The organism is Paenibacillus sp. SSG-1, assembly GCF_002224835.1.
Classification (GTDB): Bacteria; Bacillota; Bacilli; order Paenibacillales; family Paenibacillaceae; genus Paenibacillus_AQ; species Paenibacillus_AQ favisporus.
On the sequence record NZ_MBRK01000001.1, the window covers coordinates 4,084,072 to 4,101,147 of the forward strand.

The 17,076-nt window shown below is 52.4% G+C and carries 16 protein-coding genes and 1 other RNA gene; 3 read left to right on the top strand and 14 right to left on the bottom strand.

The features are described 5' to 3' along the window. Positions 1 to 107 precede the first annotated feature (107 nt). Positions 108 to 665, top strand: a complete 558-nt coding sequence (locus tag BCV73_RS18975) for a YhcN/YlaJ family sporulation lipoprotein (protein ID WP_256993151.1) — start codon at positions 108 to 110, stop codon at positions 663 to 665. Positions 666 to 937: 272 nt separating this feature from the next. Here the strand turns inward: BCV73_RS18975 and BCV73_RS18980 are convergent, their stop codons facing one another. The 5 genes from BCV73_RS18980 to BCV73_RS19000 all read right to left on the bottom strand — a co-directional run bounded on the left by BCV73_RS18980 (position 938) and on the right by BCV73_RS19000 (position 5,869). Continuing rightward, entirely contained in the window at positions 938 to 2,017 is a 1,080-nt protein-coding gene (locus tag BCV73_RS18980; protein WP_076170148.1) for an LCP family protein, read from the bottom strand. Between the two features lie 93 nt (positions 2,018 to 2,110). Continuing rightward, positions 2,111 to 2,407 carry a YlaH-like family protein gene (locus BCV73_RS18985; protein WP_089548199.1) on the bottom strand — a complete coding sequence of 99 codons (297 nt, stop codon included), beginning with the start codon at positions 2,405 to 2,407 and terminating at the stop codon, positions 2,111 to 2,113. Positions 2,408 to 2,452: 45 nt separating this feature from the next. After that, complete coding sequence (gene typA, locus BCV73_RS18990; protein WP_076169827.1) at positions 2,453 to 4,294, bottom strand: translational GTPase TypA; 1,842 nt, start codon at positions 4,292 to 4,294, stop codon at positions 2,453 to 2,455. Between the two features lie 151 nt (positions 4,295 to 4,445). After that, positions 4,446 to 4,955: a hypothetical protein gene (locus BCV73_RS18995; RefSeq protein ID WP_089548200.1), complete on the bottom strand. Its 510-nt coding sequence runs from the start codon at positions 4,953 to 4,955 to the stop codon at positions 4,446 to 4,448. Between the two features lie 251 nt (positions 4,956 to 5,206). Then, complete coding sequence (locus tag BCV73_RS19000) at positions 5,207 to 5,869, bottom strand: TerC family protein (RefSeq protein ID WP_076169825.1); 663 nt, start codon at positions 5,867 to 5,869, stop codon at positions 5,207 to 5,209. Between the two features lie 132 nt (positions 5,870 to 6,001). Here BCV73_RS19000 and BCV73_RS19005 point away from each other — a divergent pair, with 132 nt between their 5' ends. Beyond that, on the top strand, positions 6,002 to 6,691 hold the full coding sequence (locus BCV73_RS19005; protein ID WP_076169824.1) for a TerC family protein: 690 nt from the start codon (positions 6,002 to 6,004) through the stop codon (positions 6,689 to 6,691). An 85-nt stretch (positions 6,692 to 6,776) separates the two neighbouring features. Here BCV73_RS19005 and thiI read toward each other — a convergent pair whose 3' ends face one another. The 6 genes from thiI to BCV73_RS19035 form a co-directional block, all read right to left on the bottom strand. Beyond that, on the bottom strand, positions 6,777 to 8,006 hold the full coding sequence (gene thiI / locus BCV73_RS19010; protein WP_089548201.1) for a tRNA uracil 4-sulfurtransferase ThiI: 1,230 nt from the start codon (positions 8,004 to 8,006) through the stop codon (positions 6,777 to 6,779). Continuing rightward, a complete protein-coding gene (locus tag BCV73_RS19015; RefSeq protein ID WP_089548202.1) occupies positions 8,003 to 9,163 on the bottom strand; it encodes a cysteine desulfurase family protein in 1,161 nt (386 codons plus the stop codon). Before BCV73_RS19015 ends, thiI begins: the two co-directional genes overlap by 4 nt. Positions 9,164 to 9,295: 132 nt before the next feature. Continuing rightward, positions 9,296 to 10,027 carry a lytic transglycosylase domain-containing protein gene (locus tag BCV73_RS19020; RefSeq protein ID WP_076170147.1) on the bottom strand — a complete coding sequence of 244 codons (732 nt, stop codon included), beginning with the start codon at positions 10,025 to 10,027 and terminating at the stop codon, positions 9,296 to 9,298. A gap of 163 nt (positions 10,028 to 10,190) precedes the next feature. After that, positions 10,191 to 10,832: a hypothetical protein gene (locus BCV73_RS36140; protein WP_318672617.1), complete on the bottom strand. Its 642-nt coding sequence runs from the start codon at positions 10,830 to 10,832 to the stop codon at positions 10,191 to 10,193. A gap of 58 nt (positions 10,833 to 10,890) precedes the next feature. After that, a complete protein-coding gene (locus BCV73_RS19030; RefSeq protein ID WP_076169821.1) occupies positions 10,891 to 11,109 on the bottom strand; it encodes a DUF1540 domain-containing protein in 219 nt (72 codons plus the stop codon). Positions 11,110 to 11,245: 136 nt separating this feature from the next. After that, complete coding sequence (locus tag BCV73_RS19035) at positions 11,246 to 11,752, bottom strand: YpuI family protein (protein ID WP_076169820.1); 507 nt, start codon at positions 11,750 to 11,752, stop codon at positions 11,246 to 11,248. A 249-nt stretch (positions 11,753 to 12,001) separates the two neighbouring features. Here BCV73_RS19035 and BCV73_RS19040 point away from each other — a divergent pair, with 249 nt between their 5' ends. Next, positions 12,002 to 13,891: a S8 family peptidase gene (locus BCV73_RS19040; RefSeq protein WP_089548203.1), complete on the top strand. Its 1,890-nt coding sequence runs from the start codon at positions 12,002 to 12,004 to the stop codon at positions 13,889 to 13,891. Positions 13,892 to 14,404: 513 nt separating this feature from the next. Here BCV73_RS19040 and rnpB read toward each other — a convergent pair. The 3 genes from rnpB to BCV73_RS19060 all read right to left on the bottom strand — a co-directional run bounded on the left by rnpB (position 14,405) and on the right by BCV73_RS19060 (position 16,765). Further along, positions 14,405 to 14,815: RNase P RNA component class A (rnpB, locus tag BCV73_RS19050), an RNA gene on the bottom strand. Positions 14,816 to 14,897: 82 nt separating this feature from the next. Then, positions 14,898 to 16,013 carry a Nif3-like dinuclear metal center hexameric protein gene (locus tag BCV73_RS19055; RefSeq protein ID WP_089548205.1) on the bottom strand — a complete coding sequence of 372 codons (1,116 nt, stop codon included), beginning with the start codon at positions 16,011 to 16,013 and terminating at the stop codon, positions 14,898 to 14,900. Then, positions 15,989 to 16,765, bottom strand: coding sequence for a tRNA (adenine(22)-N(1))-methyltransferase (locus BCV73_RS19060; RefSeq protein ID WP_089548206.1), 777 nt, complete (start codon positions 16,763 to 16,765; stop codon positions 15,989 to 15,991). The genes BCV73_RS19055 and BCV73_RS19060 overlap by 25 nt, the downstream gene beginning before the upstream one ends. Between the last annotated feature and the right edge of the window lie 311 nt (positions 16,766 to 17,076).

Sequence of the window (17,076 nt, forward strand, 5' to 3'; positions counted from 1 at the left end):
CCCTCCACTGAACTCATAATAAACACATAAATTATTTCGTCATGGACATCCTAAGTTACAACCCGTCATGCCAATTTATGACCTGGAAAGGACGATCACATATGAGAATGTTTTTGCTCGTTGTGTTAACTATGGCTCTACTGAGCGGTTGTAATCATCAGAACACTGCATCACCCTCTCCTCAAAGTCAACAGGGGCCGACAGCCGCATCAACCGGCGACCATCACCGCCTTTCACTCCGGTCTGCAGGAAACACAGCCGTGCGTTCCGCAGAAGATACAACGGACCTGGCATTAAAAGACCATTTGGAAAACATCGCCGAAAAGGTGAACGGTGTGAAAAAAGCGCATGCAGTCGTGTTAGGCAATACTGCCGTTGTGGGCATCGACGTAGACGGCAATTTGACGCGTTCCCGCGTCGGAACCATCAAATATACCGTTGCCGAAGCACTCAAAAAGGATCCTCGGGGCAAAAACGCCCTCGTGACGGCCGATATGGATTTATCCAGCCGGATTGCCGAAATCGGTCAGCATATTCAAAAAGGGGAACCCGTATCGGGATTCGCTTCCGAACTGGCGGATATTGTCGGCCGGATTGTGCCGCAGCTCCCGCGCGATGTCAAATCGCGTCAGAACAGCCCTTCTTCGCCAAGCCCAACCCGCTAAAGTATAGGACAGGCGAAATACCAGCCGAATCAACAAATTTTGCAAAAAAAGAAAAAAGCCCAGTGATCAGATCACTAGGCTTTTTTGCATGGCGCGTCAAAACATACACCGGATTCAGCAGAAGTCGGCACAGAGAGATGAACAGCTGGTTGACGTTGCATTTCATATATTGGAGTCCACTTCGTAACCGTCTCGGACATCGCACTGACCTCCTGTACAGGTTCCATTGTACTCTAGTATATTATATGTCGTCCCAAAACTTGCACCCAACTTTACGGATTCGAGCTTTCATCCGCTGAAGTACCGGCTTCCACGGCAGCCTTGCCGGCAAGCTCGTCCTTCAATGCCTGCTTTGCTTTATCCAGCTCGTCATCGTCTACATACACATAAGGACTTTTCCAGTTGCCGGTAATCGGCATGAATTTGACGTCTTCTTTTTTAATTTTCCAATAGGTTGCAATCATGTTCTTCAATTGATCCTTCTCGATGTCGGTTTCCATGTTGTTATTCATGGCATCCAGCACTCCGCCCAGGCTCGTAACGCCCTTGAACGTCTGCATCTTGTCGATCAGGGAGTGAAGAACTTCGTTCTGTCTGCGGTTGCGGTCAAAATCGTCGGAAGCGTCCGTTCTCGGACGGCAGTTGGACTTCCGGTACCGCACAAAATCGAGCGCCTGCTTCCCGTTCAGTTCCTGCTCACCCTTCTTCAGGTTGATGTCCGTTCCGTCGGCTTTATCCCGGTAGCACATGTTCTTGTCGACTGTCACGTCAACGCCGCCCAGTGCATCTACCGCATCACGGAAGGCCTGGAAATTCAGCACCGTCACGTAATCGATATCGATGTCCAAATACTTGGAGAACATCGTCTTCATCTCATCGGTCGCCTTGATCCCGGATTGCTTCTCATCGGCCAGGAAATTCGGATAATAGGCATTGGCCTTGTTCTCCCGGTAGCCCTTCAGCTCGATCTTGGTATCGCGCGGCACCGACACTAACGTTGCCGATTTCGTATCCGGATTAAAGGCGGCGATCATGATGACGTCAGACAAGTGTGTCTTCGTCTCCGGACGATAGTCCGTTCCAAGCAGCAGCATTGTAATCGGTTTGACCTTGGCGGATTGGGAAGGAGCGACCGGTGCATCTACACCTGTGTCCAGAACGCCATGATCCGCTTTATAGTACAAATATCCCGCGTATCCCGCTACGGCGAGTACAGCTAATATAATCAGAATCAATACGAATTTCAAAAACGTTTTGAACCCGCTTTTCTTCTTTTTCTTCTTTGGAGGCACTTTCCCTTTCGGGGTGCCGCCATGAGATCTTGGAGGTAGACTCGTATTGCTGGGACTCATCTCAAACACCTTTTTCATTTATTTTGAGGTAATCTCTCTATAAACGATGACGACCTTCGTAATGTTGCAAAGAGCCGGGCCACAGCGGGCGCGTTACACCCGCTTGGCAGACGCTTCGGCTTTCTTCTTCTGCCGCGCTTCCACGAAATAGCGGATACGCACCGTGAACATCAGAGCTACCGCGACAAGCAGACATTGGATGATCGGAAGCTTGTCGTGCTGAAAAATCAGCAGCATCCCGGAGCCGATGGCCATCAGAATATACAGCAGAATCTCTTTGAGAAGCGGAAGCTTCTGTTTGACCCGAAACACCTTGTTGTATACATAGGTGATCAGCACAAAGATGATGATGTAGGAGATAATCGGATGCGCTGCTAACCAAGCTTGCACGGACAGTTCACTCCTTCCAGAAATGAGGTGAGGACCTTACCCGGATTACATGTTGGCTTCGGCCATCTTGCGGTGCTTCTCGGCACGTTCGCGCTCACTCTTGTTCAGAATCTTCTTGCGCAGACGGACCGATTTCGGCGTGATTTCACAGTACTCGTCGTCATTCAAATATTCAAGCGCCTGTTCAAGTGAGAATAGACGAGGCGTCTTCATTTTTACTGTATCATCTTTTGTCGCGGAACGCACGTTTGTCAGCTGCTTCTCTTTGCAGATATTTACGACGATGTCGTTATCGCGCGTATGCTCGCCGACGATCATGCCTTCATAAATTTCAGTTCCGGGCTCCAGGAACAGGATACCCCGGTCTTCGACGCCCATCATGCCGTAGAAGGTGCTCGTTCCGGTCTCGCTGGAAACCAGCACGCCCTGATGGCGTCCGCCGACTTGGCCGCTGTGCAGCGGACCGTAGCTGTCAAACGCATGGTTCATGACGCCATAACCACGGGTCAGCGTCAGGAAGTGCGTACGATAACCGATCAGACCACGTGCCGGAATCAGGAACTCCAGACGCACCTGTCCGTTGCCGGTGTTGACCATGTTCACCATTTCGGCCTTACGGGAACCGAGGCTTTCCATAACCGCGCCCATGCTCTCTTCAGGCACATCGATCAGAAGGCGCTCGATCGGCTCCATCTTGGCTCCGTCGATTTCCTTGACGATAACTTCAGGCTTGGAAACCTGCATTTCGTACCCTTCGCGGCGCATGTTCTCGATCAGGATGCCGAGGTGAAGCTCACCGCGTCCCGACACGATAAACGCATCCGGACTGTCCGTCTCCTCAACGCGCAGGCTGACGTCTGTCTCCAGTTCCTTCATCAGACGCTCACGCAGCTTGCGGGACGTAACCCACTTGCCCTCGCGTCCGGCAAACGGGCTGTTGTTGACCAGGAAGGTCATTTGCAGGGTCGGCTCGTCAATCTTAAGAACCGGCAGTGCTTCAGGATGGTTCGGATCGGCGATCGTCTCCCCGATATTGATGTCCTTGATCCCGGCAATCGCGATAATGTCGCCTGCTCCGGCTTCTTCCTGCTCCACACGCTTCAGTCCTTGGAAGCCGAACAGCTTCTCGATCCGGGCGGATTTGCTCTTGCCGTCGCGCATGATGACCGTAACGGCTTGGCCTTGCTTGATCACGCCGCGGTTAACCCGGCCGATCGCAATCCGGCCAAGGTACTCATTGTAGTCCATCAGTGTAACGAGGAACTGGAGCGGCTCATCAACCTTCTCTGTCGGAGAAGGAATGTGCTCGGTAATCGTTTCATATAGGGCAAGCATGTTGTCGTCCTGCTTGTCCGGATCCAGGCTCGAGGTTCCGTTCAGCGCCGAAGCGTAAACGACCGGGAAGTTCAGCTGGTCGTCGTTTGCTTCAAGCTCGATAAAGAGGTCGAGCACTTCGTCAATAACTTCGGCCGGACGGGCTGCCGGACGGTCGATCTTGTTGACGACGACGATCGGCGTCAGATTCGCCTCAAGCGCTTTGCGGAGCACGAATTTGGTCTGAGGCATGCAGCCTTCATATGCATCAACGACGAGCAGTACGCCGTCGACCATCTTCATAATCCGTTCCACCTCGCCGCCGAAGTCGGCGTGTCCCGGGGTGTCCACAATGTTAATCAGAAAATCTTTATACGTAATGGCCGTGTTCTTGGCCAGGATGGTAATGCCGCGTTCGCGCTCCAAATCGTTGGAGTCCATGGCGCGTTCCTGCAGGTGTTCGTGCTTGGCGAATATCCCCGATTGCTGCAGCAACTGGTCAACCAGGGTCGTCTTGCCGTGGTCAACGTGCGCAATAATCGCAATGTTGCGAATTTTATCTCTTGAATGCATGGCTTTTATCCAGATCCTTTCCCTTTCAAATCGTAACGAAGTCTTTCAACAAATGAAGCGTCAGGCGGTAGCGCCGACGCTTCTACATCCCTTATATTATAATGAAGTTTCAGAAAAAAACAAGTGTTTTACAGAAAATAGAAGGCCTGATTTACCAGCCGCTCTTCCACTTCCGGTTTCTGGATTTCCCCCTTCCGGCAATCAGCCAAATGCCCAAGGCAATCAGAAGCACGGCGAGGATATAGATCACCGCGGTATGAAGAAGGCTGATGAAGAACAGTACCAGCGAAGCCAGTCCCAAAATGACAGAGGCAGGAAGCAAGGAGGACGGACGCGGCTTTTCAAACAGGTAATACTCGTACAACCCGACCGCGATCCCGAGCAGAAGGGCGGGCCACAAGTAGGACATCAGCCCCCAGCTGATCGTGCTGCACAGTAAAAAGAGCAGCCCGTACACCGTCAAAATACCGCCGGGTACAAGCACCGTTGCACGCGCCCGGTTGCCGAAAAACAGCATATGCAGAACCAGTCCGGGAATCAAAAGGACCAGCGGCCACAGCGTGCGGCCCAAAAAACCGAAAACTCCAAGCTTGCCAAGCAAAATGACGATCCCAGCAATGACAATGAACAGGCCCAGCTTCAAGTCGTTCCTTGAGGACATTCTCCCACCCTCTTCTCTATAGCCGTCCCTTACGCCATACGCAAAAAACGACATATTTTCATCTTTAGTTTATCTGAAACGTGTGAAAAAAACCAGATTGCGCCTGCAATTTTTTAGGCACTGCAGGCCAAAATAACCCCGGAAAGGAAAGGTCCTGCCGCAAGCCCGAATGAGTCCAATATTTTGCGATTTTTATGTCCATAACAAGAAAAAAACCGGGTTCAGCCCGGTTTTTAACGAGATTGTCCTGCTTATGAGCGCGGCCGCAGCAGCAGCTGCTTGATACCGCCGGAGACGATCACCAAGCCGGCCAATACGCCGGGAATGAGATGGTGGAGTTCCGGCAGAGATGCGGAGAGGAGAGCCCCAAGCCTGTGGTCCTGGAGGAGCATCTCACCGGCTGTATAAGCTAGAATGCCCGCCCCGATGTACACGAGCACCGGGAAACGGTGAAGCCAGGTGACGATCAAATTGCTGCCCCAGACGACGATCGGTATGCTGATCGCAATGCCGATCACGATCAGTGCGAGATCGCCGTTGGCGAGTCCGGCAATGGCCAGTACGTTGTCGAGGCTCATAATGAAATCCGCCGCAAGAATAGTCCTGACCGCTTTCCAGATGGTGGAGGATTCCTGCAGCCGGAGCTCATCCTTGTTTTCGATCAGCAGATTTAAGGCGATCCAGATGAGCATGAACCCGCCGACCGCCTGAACATAAGGGATTTTCAGCAGAATGACCGCAATAAAAGTCAACAAGCACCTTAGGATAACAGCGCCGAGCGCTCCCCACCATACCGCCTGTTTACGCTGCTTCTCCGGCAGGTCCTTGCTCGCCAGAGCAATCACGACGGCATTGTCGCCGCTTAGGACCAAATTGATCATCAGGATCTGAATGAGCAGCCAAATCGATTCCAAAGGTCAACACCCCCACTCTACATCTATGTGGGAGTTGGCCAGGCTATGCTTGACTTCACATGAAAAATTAGCCTATAATGAATCGATTTGCTATTGAACTCCGTATACAGTCATAATAAGGAGTGACCTGACTTGGACAGTGTAACAGAATTTTTAGTTAATTTGATCAAAATCGTCTTTTTGGATTTAATATTGGCTGGCGATAACGCCATCGTAATTGGCCTTGCTGCGAGGAATCTTGCCCCCTCGACTCAGAAAAAGGCTATTTTTTATGGAACCGGAGGCGCAGTCCTGCTTCGCATCATTGCGACGATCGTCGTCGTCTGGCTGCTGAAAGTGCCGTGGCTGCTTGCCGTGGGCGGTATCATGCTCGTATGGATCGCCTACAAGCTGCTGGCCGATAACGACGATCACACGGACATCAAGGCAGGCCAAACCTTATGGGGAGCTGTACGGACTATCATCGTAGCGGATGCCGCGATGGGCCTGGACAATGTGATCGCCGTGGCCGGCGCAGCCGAGCAGAATATCATCCTCGTCATTCTCGGACTGCTTATCAGCGTTCCGATTGTCGTTTGGGGAAGCACCCTGTTTATTAAGCTGATTAACAAGTTTCCATGGATTATTTACCTTGGTTCGGCGGTACTCGGTTACACGGCATCCAACATGATTACGGAAGAAAAGCGGTTTGCTCCGTTTTTTGAACAATATCCGGTTCTCCGGGTGCTGTTTATCGTGATCGTCGTCATAGCCATTCTTGCCCTCGGATACCTGAAACGCGCGTCGATGAAGAAACGGAAAGACGAACATTCGTATAGTTAGAACACACATATCCGGCTTGTTGTCATAAAAAAGGAGGCTCTTCAATGAAGAGCCTCCTTTTTTTTGTTTCCTAATCCTCTGAGTTTTAGAACCAATCCTCGTTAACGCCGCCTGCTTCTTCTTCCTCTCCAATCACATAATCCTTGGTGAGCACCAAAGTTTCGGTCCGCTCAAAGGCGTCTTGGATCAGCTCAGGGAGCTTCTCGATCGACGCCTCCACATTCTCGACAACCCGCAAATTCGGATTCGTCGTCGGTGACTTGGGCACGAACAGCGTGCAGCAGTCTTCATAAGGAAGAATCGAGGTTTCGTATGTGCCGATCTCTTTTGAAATCCGGATGATCTCGTTTTTGTCCATCATGATCAGCGGCCGCAGAAGCGGCAGCTCGGTCGCCCGGCCGATCACGTTCATGCTTGGCAGGGTTTGGCTGGCGACCTGCCCGAGGCTGTCTCCGGTAACGATCGCAAGTGCCCCTTCACGCTTGGCCAGCAGTTCGGCAATTCTGAGCATCGAACGCCGCATCAGGGTAATGATCAAATTGTCCTGTCCAATGCCCGTAAAGGACGTCTGCACTTCGGTAAACGGCACCAGATGAATCTTGATCTCCCCTGCATATCCTGAGAGTACCTTCGCCAGCTCGATGACCTTCTCTTTGGCGAGCCGGCTTGTAAACGGGTAGCTGTAGAAGTGAACGCACTCCACTTCCAGCCCTCTGCGCATGGAGGACCACCCTGCAACCGGGCTGTCGATTCCGCCGGAGAGGAGCAGCATGGCCTTGCCGTTGCTTCCCCGCGGAAATCCGCCGACGGCGGGAATCGTCTGACAGAATATATAGGTTCCCTGCTCGCGGATCTCCACTTGCAAAGTGAGCTCGGGATCCTTCATGCTCACTTTTAACAGGGGATACTTCTTCAGCAGCGGCGCACCCACCAGATGGTTCATCTCATGGGACGAGTGCGGGAAAGCCTTCCACACTCTGCGGGCATGAACCTTAAAGGTGACCTCTTCATCCATGTCCATCTGCCCGATAAATGCTGATGAAGCTTCCAAAATAGAATCCAGCTCCGTAGAGCTGACAACTACCGGGCTGATCGACGTCAGCCCGAATATTTTTTGGAGCGAGGCGATCAGTGGTTCCGCCTCTTCCCCGTTCAGTTCAACGTACAGTCTTCCGTATTCCTTGCGAATTTTCGCTTTGGGAAAATCCTTAAGAACGGACCGGATATGCGAGATCACCGCATTTTCGAAGCGCCCCCGATTTTTTCCCTTGAGTGTAATTTCTCCATAACGGAGCAGAAGCATATCATATTTCAATGGATTTCATTCCTTCCTGTCATTAAAGGCGTCAGCCGTTCGACCGCATCCTGAAGCGCGTTCTTCAACCGCTCTACATCATTCTTGGTGTTGGTAAGTCCCATGCTGATCCGGATTGCGCTGGAGGCCTCATCCTCGCTCCGTCCCATGGCAAGCAGGACACGGCTTGGCTCCGCCGTCTTGGAAGAGCAGGCCGATTTGGTGGACACGAGCATGCCTTGCTCCTCAAGCGAATGCAGAAGGACCTCGGCTTTCATTCCGGAAAAGGACACGTTAACGATATGCGGCGCCCCGTCTTCGTCGCTGTTCAGCGCAAGGGCCGGTATCGTTCGGATAAATGCGAGCAATTCGTCCCGCAGCGCCCCGACCTGCTCACTGAAAGTCCCTAACTGCTGTTTAGCCATCCGCATGGCTTTGGCCATGGCGACGATCCCCGGATAATTTTCCGTCCCCGAGCGCATGCCGGACTCCTGCTTGCCTCCCGACAGCAGCGGATGAAGCTGAACGCCTTCCCTTCGAAATAATACGCCGGCTCCTTTGGGACCGCGGAGTTTGTGTGCGGATAACGTATATAAGTCTGCCTGCCACGCCTGCAGGTCGACAGGCAGCTTGCCGAAGCCCTGAACACCGTCCACATGGAACAGGGTCAGCGGGTTGCACTGTTTAATGATCCGCCCCGCCGCCTCCAGCGGCTGCACGGCTCCGGTCTCATTGTTGACATGCATGATGCTGACCAGGATGGTGTCCTTTCTAATGAGGCTGCGCAGCTGGTCAGGATTGATCCGGCCTTTCTGGTCCACATCAAGAAAGGTTACCTCGAATCCGTGTTCCCGAAGATATAAACAACTGTCGTAGACGGACGGATGCTCCGTTGCAGTTGTTATGATGTGCTCGCCCCTGCCGGCATATTGAAAGGCTGTGCCTTTAATGGCCATATTGTTGCCTTCCGTTGCGCCTGAGGTCAAGATGATCTCGGCCGGTTTAACACCAAGGGCGGCGGCGCATACTTCCCGGGAACGCTTGATTAGCTTGGCAGCGTCCTCGCCCATCCGGTGAATGGATGAAGGATTGCCGTAATGCTGTCTCATCACTTCCGCCATCGTCTGGATCACTTCTTCATAGGGTGGCGTACTTGCCGCATGGTCCCAATAGATCATCACGTTTCCTCCTTTACACGGATCACCCGAAGCAATATAAAGAGATCAAACATCGGAAGAAGCGCTTCATATCGAGCCGCTTCCCGTTCTCCCGAGTTTGATCCCGTAACTTAAAACGCTATGCGATTGGTATTAACCTTCATATTTTGCCCTGGCATCCGCAATTTTACGGATATAGTTCCTTGTTTCTGCAGGAAGCCGGTCCAATTGCTGCATCAATTCGGCATCGGTCGATACTCCGAGTTTGAGCACCCGGTTAGGCCCCGCATTGTATGCCGCCAGCGCCATATTTTCCTGCCCACCGAAACGGCTCAGCTGATACGAAAGGTATTTCGTGCCGGCATCGATGTTCTGCGCCGGGTCGAACGGATCGCTGACCCCGAGTCCTTGCGCCGTGCCGTCCATCAGCTGCATCAGGCCTTTGGCCCCCGCAGAAGATACGACATTCGGATTAAAGGTGGACTCCGTCTCGATGACGGCCTTGATTAGCGATTCGGACACACCGTACTTGCGGCTTGCCTGTTCAATCAAGTCGTTGTAAGCGGTCGATTTGCCGGAGCCGGAATCGGAATGCGCCGGCTTGGACACTTCGTCAACGTGTTCCACCGGCGAGGTATTCGCCTCTCCCAGCTGCTGCCACAGCAGACCGTCACTCCACGATACGCCGGGCACCGTCGGTTGTACGGAAGCATCGATTTCTGCAGCTGCCGCGCTGGAGTCATCCAGCAGCTGGTTCAGAATAACACCAAAATCAGAGGTGCTGCCATTCTCGATAATGTCCTGGAGAAGCTCGTCTCTATTTTGAATACGGCTGTTGTCCTGCATTGCCAACAACTGCTGCGCTGCAGCCGGATCGATTTGCATCATCTCAAACCTCATTTTCCCTCATAATCTCGTCCATGCGGATTGGATTTATTTTACCATGATTCCGCCGTCTTGCGCCAGACCTCTTCCAAAAAACGCTGACATGAAAAAAGCGCCCTCAGCCGCTTCATCAGCGGCCAAAGACGCTTTATGCCCGTTTGATTTACCGTGCGAATGGAACCAGCACAAAGTAGCTGATCGTCGCCAAAATGCCGAGTCCCATCGCCCATCCGCCCCATACCTTGCTGCCTTGGCTGTACGCATAAAAGCCGATGACCGCAGCCAGCGGGCCCAGGATAATGGACCACATAAACAAGGACAGGACGCCGAAGCCTACACCGACATAACCGGCTGTACGTCCATAGTTTTGAACGGCGTTCCGGTTTTCGGCATCATCCGAGGTACGGACCTCGTCCCTGCGGACCGATGGTGCTGGAGCTACTTCTGCCGCGTACTCCTCGCGGTCTTTTTTGTACAAATCCGTTCTCTTCACAGCGGCATCCGCCTTCCGGTCGTCCCGGACCGAATATCCGGCCTCACGGCTTGTGACTTCAGGGGATGTTACCTCTGAGGCATACTCCTCTTTATGGGCGTCCCTGCGCGGGTAATCGGTACGGATCCGTGTGGCGATCGCCTGCCGGAACTCGTTATCCCGGGTTGCAGAGGGAGTAGTACCCGCTTCAGCTGCATATTCTTCTCGGTGATTCGTGCGGGAAACGTTATTCGTTGAAACGGGAGTGATTCCTTGTCCTGCGAATGGGCTGTCCGTCTTGTGTTCCTGCTCTCGTTTGTTGAATTCATCCATGATTAGAAGCCTCCTCACGACAAATGGATAAGTGCATAAATGAAGTCGGGCGCTTGAATTAAGAAGTTTTGGGCTTGAAGGTCAGACAGCAGGTAGCCGAAGAATTTACAGCCCGGTCTTTGTGCTCTCCAAGCTCGCTGCCGTACTCCTCGCTGTACTTGGCGGAGGCGTGCTTGTCGATTTCGATCAGGATTTGCTCGGCTTTGCAGACGTTCTCTTCACCCCAGTAGCTGCAGTTGCTGACGCTGCATTTTACGTAGGTTCTTGGATCCTTCATTATTTATCACCTCAAGCTTCATTGTCCCCTGCTCCATATCGGCGTATCCCTGCTGCATCTTGTCAGTTGATGGTCGTCATGAGGAAAATAAAAAAAGATGCCATCATCAGGCATCTTTGGTGTAATCGTATAAGGTTTAAGCGTGCGAACGCTGGTTGTGCATCCGGCGCTCCGTTAAATAATCGCTTTCGTAATAAGTCAGATCGTCCCGAAGCTCTTCATATACTTTGGTGATATCGAGAATGATGTCTCTTACCGGCCGAACCGGTTTTACCCGGAAACGGATAGCGTCCTGTCCCGTGTATGCATAACGCCCATCTTCGGAATAGCTTTCGCTTTTCGGATAAAAGAAGTTGTTAACGCAATGATGATACACATTATAGAGAGCTTTTTCAGCAAAATCAGTGTCAAAATTGGCACGGCGCAACGCAATTCCCAGTTTCTCGGCTGATACTTCGGAGAAAACCAGAAGATGCCGCAGGTCAGACAAAAATCCTTTGTAAAATTGCAGCGTTTCCTCATTATTGTCTGGCGCAAGCTGCGGAATCGAATTCTCATTGAGGAATTGTTCCAGTTTCTCGATCGCGGATTTCAGCTTCTCTTTCGTGGTCTCACACAATTTTTGAACATTACCTGCTGACATAGCTAATTAGCTCCCCCTTAATTTGTTCCTTTCGGTCCTGGAGAGGATCCGAAATTTCATCACCATCGTTTGAAACAAGGATCAATTTTCATGTACTATCCTAACATAAAACAAACTGGAACGGTATCCCTTTCTGGTCACGATTTGGACGAATTGAGCAGGTTTTTGCCTGAGTCGGCCGCCGGGGTATAAAATAGCTTCCCATTTCTCACGCTAAAGGTACTTATCATTCTCAAGGAGGTACTTTTTATGTCGAAAGGAAAATGGGTGGGCATCGGAACGGCAACCGTTTGCGGCGCGCTCGCGTTATTTTTGCTGCTCCCGCGCTCGGACAGCCGGCAGCAGGCCGCCGAATCCCCTCCGGTTCCGGCTCCGCATCAGGAGCATCGTTTAAAGAACAGCATGATGGCGCAGGATATCGCTTCAACCGACCATTTGACCCGGCTGGATGCGAGACAGCATCTGACGGCGATGATGAACAATCTGGGCAGCGCAAAGCCAAAGCAGATTACCGATTATGTACGGAATTTGCAGAAAACTCATGACCATTTTTCCATGCTGGTGTGGCAGGATCCTAAGCTGAATCAACCGCTTAAATTTGCCAAAAAAGAAGACTCTTGGACCTCCCAGGACAGGAAAAGGCTGGATCATTATTTAAGTATAGCCAAGCAGCAGGTAAAGAATCACCAGTCGTACCAGTCCCCCTCCTTCAAAATGGCGGGCAAGCAGTACTTCGTCATCGCAGAACCGTCGGCCAAAAGCAATCAGAGCGTCATCGCCTTAATGAATCAAAAAATACTGCTCGACGTGGAAAATCATCAGAAGAAAAACCTGCGGCTGATCCCTTACCCGAGAGAGGGCAAATTTAAAGTCGAATCGGTTCACGCCGACACGCTGCGCGATTTGACCGTCAAGACGGGACATGATAACGAAAACGCAAGCCACTTCTACGAGAACGAAATCGTCGTCCGCTTCCGCCAGGACCCGTCTCCGGACGAGATGAACCGGATCAAAGGTGACGTCAAAGCGGAATCCGCCCGAAAACTCGGATATGCTTACGTCTTCCGTTCCAGTACGATGGATTACAGCCAGTTGAAGGTATATTTCTTAAACCACTGGAATCCGCATTATGTAGAACCGCATTATTTATATTTAACCAACGATACCGTGCCGGAAACAGGCAGCCTTCCGAACGTGCCGAATGACCTGCTGTTTGCGAAGTACCAGTGGAACCTCCCAGCGATCGAAACGAACCAGGGCTGGGATTTATCCAAAGGAAGCAACGATGTTATTGTCGGTATCGTGGACACCGGTGCAGACATTAACCATCCGGATCTTCAAGGCCAGCTGCTGTCCGGCTACAACGTCGTGGATCCCGGCAGCGACCCGCTGGACGATGTAGGTCACGGCACGCATGTGGCCGGCATCATCGGGGCCGTCGTCAACAATAATGAAGGCGTGGCCGGCATCAGCTGGTATAACAAAATATTGCCGGTGAAGGCGCTCGATAAATCCGGATCGGGCACGACCTATTCGGTGTCGGAAGGCATCATCTGGGCGGCGGATCATGGAGCCAAAGTCATTAATCTGAGCTTGGGCAACTACGCCGATTCCCAGTTCCTGCACGATGCGGTGAGATACGCCTACGACAAGGACGTCGTGCTCGTTTCCGCGGCAGGGAACGACAACACCGAGCGGCCGGGCTTCCCTGCGGCCTATCCCGAAGTACTCGCCGTTGCTGCGACCGATGCGAACATGAAGAAAGCCTCCTATTCCAATTACGGGGATTATATCGACGTAGCCGCGCCAGGGACGAGCATTGCCAGCACCTATCCGGGTAACCAGTACGCCGCCCTGTCCGGTACGTCGATGGCCAGTCCGCATGTCGCTGCCATGGCCGCGCTGATCCGCTCGCGGAACCCGGACTTGACCAATAAACAAGTGATGGACATTATGTGCCAAAGCACCATTGATCTTGGGCCGAAAGGACATGACAAATATTACGGCAACGGTCAAATTGATATCTATAGAGCGCTGCAGGCAGCAGGTGGCGGCAATTCTCCGCTTCAGTTGTGGCCTCAGCATGTACAGAACCAGATGAATTCGATCATGGGCAGTGAGAGCATGAAAACCAAATAAATTCCGGCAAAAAAAGGTAATCCGCCCCTATCAGGAGCGGGTTGCCTTTTTTAGAGCACGAGTTACCGTGTACGTTTGGCTCTCGACTTGCGGGCTGCGCGTTTCGGACCTCTGTAAGCGGAAACGGTACCTATAATGTTTTCGTCGCGAACGACATAGTTATAGCAGTGTTTAGGGACGGGAACACAGTGATGTCTTTTTACAATTTCAACCGTGTGGACAATCGGAACGACCTGCGGATAGTAATAATCTTGATAAACCACAGTCGGATCGGTATAAACCGGATCTGCAGGAGGACAATTAAAGCAGTGGCTCATTCGATAAGCATCTCCCTTCATAAATTTAATATAGTCTATTATGGAGATCCTAATCGGGATTGTACGTTTGTCCTTAGCTGAAAGGTATCCGTCTAAAACAGGCTTGGCCCGGTGATCGGACGGCAAAAAGGCGGTATCCCGTAAAATTACGGGATACCGCCTTGATTACGTCATCCTAATAAGAACTGTTGGCAGTTAGGAAAGTTTTACGTAAGCCGGGTTCTGTGCTCGTCGTGGTGCATTCGGGAACTACCCTCCCACGGATAAGCGACAATCATCTATCTAGGCCAACCATTACTGATTGGCTCCAGCGACCAACCCGAACGCGCCTCGGGCAAAGGCTGCTTCTCGAAGAAGCTGCGTTCCATTAGGTCTTGCTCCAGGTGGGGTTTACCAGGAACGAAGTCACCAACGCTCCTCGGGGTCTCTTACACCTCGGTTCCATCCTTGCCTGTGCTGCTGCAAGCAGCAGCCATCGGCGGTCCATTTCTGTGGCACTATCCTTCAACTCGCGCTGACTGGACGTTATCCAGCACCCTGCCCTACGGAGCCCGGACTTTCCTCTCGCGGCGCCTTACGCGCCGCCAGCGATTGTCTGTCAAACTTTCCGGACAACAAAAAATATTATACTAGGAATTGCCGCCGGACACAATGGCAAATGCCTATTAATTTAACGGAAATTACCGTTTTTACATAAAGCGGAACGGCTCGGTGTTGATTTGGGACGCGGCGACTTTCGTATCATAGCGGCTGTCCGACAGCTTGGCCTGCAGCCATTCGGCTGTTTTGGCCTTCATGATTTTCTCGGCATTGTGCCCCGGATCGATCAGGGCAATCCCGGCCATCAGCGCATCCTGCGCGGTGTGATAATCGATGTCTCCGGTCACGAGCACGTCAGCCCCCCGGAATATCGCGGAATTCACGTAGCGGCTGCCAGATCCGCCAAGAACGGCGGCCTTGCCGATCTTACGGTTCAAGTCGCCAACGACCCGGACATGCGGCACATCCAGCTTTTCCTTGACCACGTCGACGAATTCGGCCAGCGTCACCGGTTCCCGAAGCTTTCCTACCCGGCCAAGCCCGTAACTGCGCCCTTTCAAGTCAACCGGATACAGATCGTAAGCCACCTCTTCATAAGGATGCGCCTTGATCATCGCCTGAACGATCTTGTTTCGGATCCCCTGGGGGACGATGGTCTCGATCCGAACCTCTTCCACCTGCTCCAGCTTCCCTGGCTTGCCGATATAAGGTTCCGTTCCTTCCTGTGGCAAAAAGGTGCCCGTGCCCTGCACGTTAAAGCTGCAGTGGCTGTAATTACCGATAGCACCCGCTCCTGCGTCCAGCATGGCGGTCCGGACCTTCTCTGCATTGGCGGCCGGAACAAACACGACGAGCTTGTACAGCTTCTCAGCATGCACCTCATCCAGCGGTACGCCGTCGGCAATGCCAAGCGCTTCAGCCATCCAGTCGTTCATGCCTCCCTCGGCAATATCGAGATTGGTGTGGCTGATATAGACGGCGATGTCATGCTTGATCAGCTTCTCATACATTTTTCCCATCGGGGTGTCGGTCTGAAGCTGTTTGAGCGGACGGAAAATGATGGCGTGATGAGCTACGATCAAATCCGCGCCCATCGCAATAGCCTCCTCGACCACCTCGTCATTGACATCCAGCGCCACCAGCACGCTCCGGATCTCCTTCTGCAGGCTGCCCAGCTGCAGCCCGATCCGGTCGTCCGGCACCGCCAAGTGCTTGGGGGCCAGCTGCTCCATATATTGAATTACCGTTTGTCCTTTTGCAAACATGCAAGCACCTCCGTGATTTGTTTCATTTCTTCGGTCAGCTCTCTGGCCTTGGCTGCAGCAGAGGGTAACTTGGAGGACGACACGGACTTCAGGATGCCTTCCATCTTCACCAGTTCGCCCTGCCATTTGGCCACAAACACTTCATTTGGCTGCTCCAGCAGCCAAGGACCCATGCGGATCAACAGCTCCCTCGAAAGGATTACGTCCCCGCTGGCTTCCCCGCCCTTCCATGAGCGCTCCCGGTACAACTCCTCATTCGACCGTAGGGGTGATGAATGCTCCGGTACAGCTGTCAAAATCTCATATATTTTGCCGTCTTCCTCGATAATCATCTCGGACACCAGCACCCAGGCATGATCGAGCAGCCACCGGCGCAGCAAATCTTCGCCGACGTTCGGCTGCAGGATGAGCCGCTTCACCCCGGACAGTTTGTCCTGCCCCTCGTTTAAAATGCTCGCGATCAGGCTCCCGCCCATGCCGGCGATCGTAATCACATCCACTTCCCCCGGCGAAATGACCGCCAGACCGTCTCCGAGCCGCACCGAAATGTCCTCGCCCCGTCCAGCTTCGGCTACCTGCTTGGCCGCCGCCTGTAGCGGGCCTTGATTGACTTCTCCCGCCACGGCCTTTATAGCTCGCCCCGCCTCAACGGCTGCTACCGGCAGAAGCGCGTGGTCCGAGCCAATATCCGCGAGGCGGCTTCCATCGGGAATCTGCTCCATAATAAGCTGTAATCTTCTTGATAATTTCATATGTCCACCGTCACCATCAGTTATTTTTATCCCTTCCTTTACCCTACCAAACGGCAGGTCCTCTCTGCAAATCGGCAGCGGCAGAGGCGGAAGCGGCCCCCTGCAATACACACTTCCAATCTTTGGATAAATGTCCAGATCATTTGCATTGGCTCGTTAAAAGCGCTAAAATAAAAACAAATTAAGGAAATAATTCTAAAAGAAAACAGAACTTACAAGCAGGCTGTCCGGCCGAAGCCTAAGAAATACATAGCCTGCTCGCTGCGATATAAGAAAGCCCAACCTCCAAAGCTTATATCCAATCTTATATC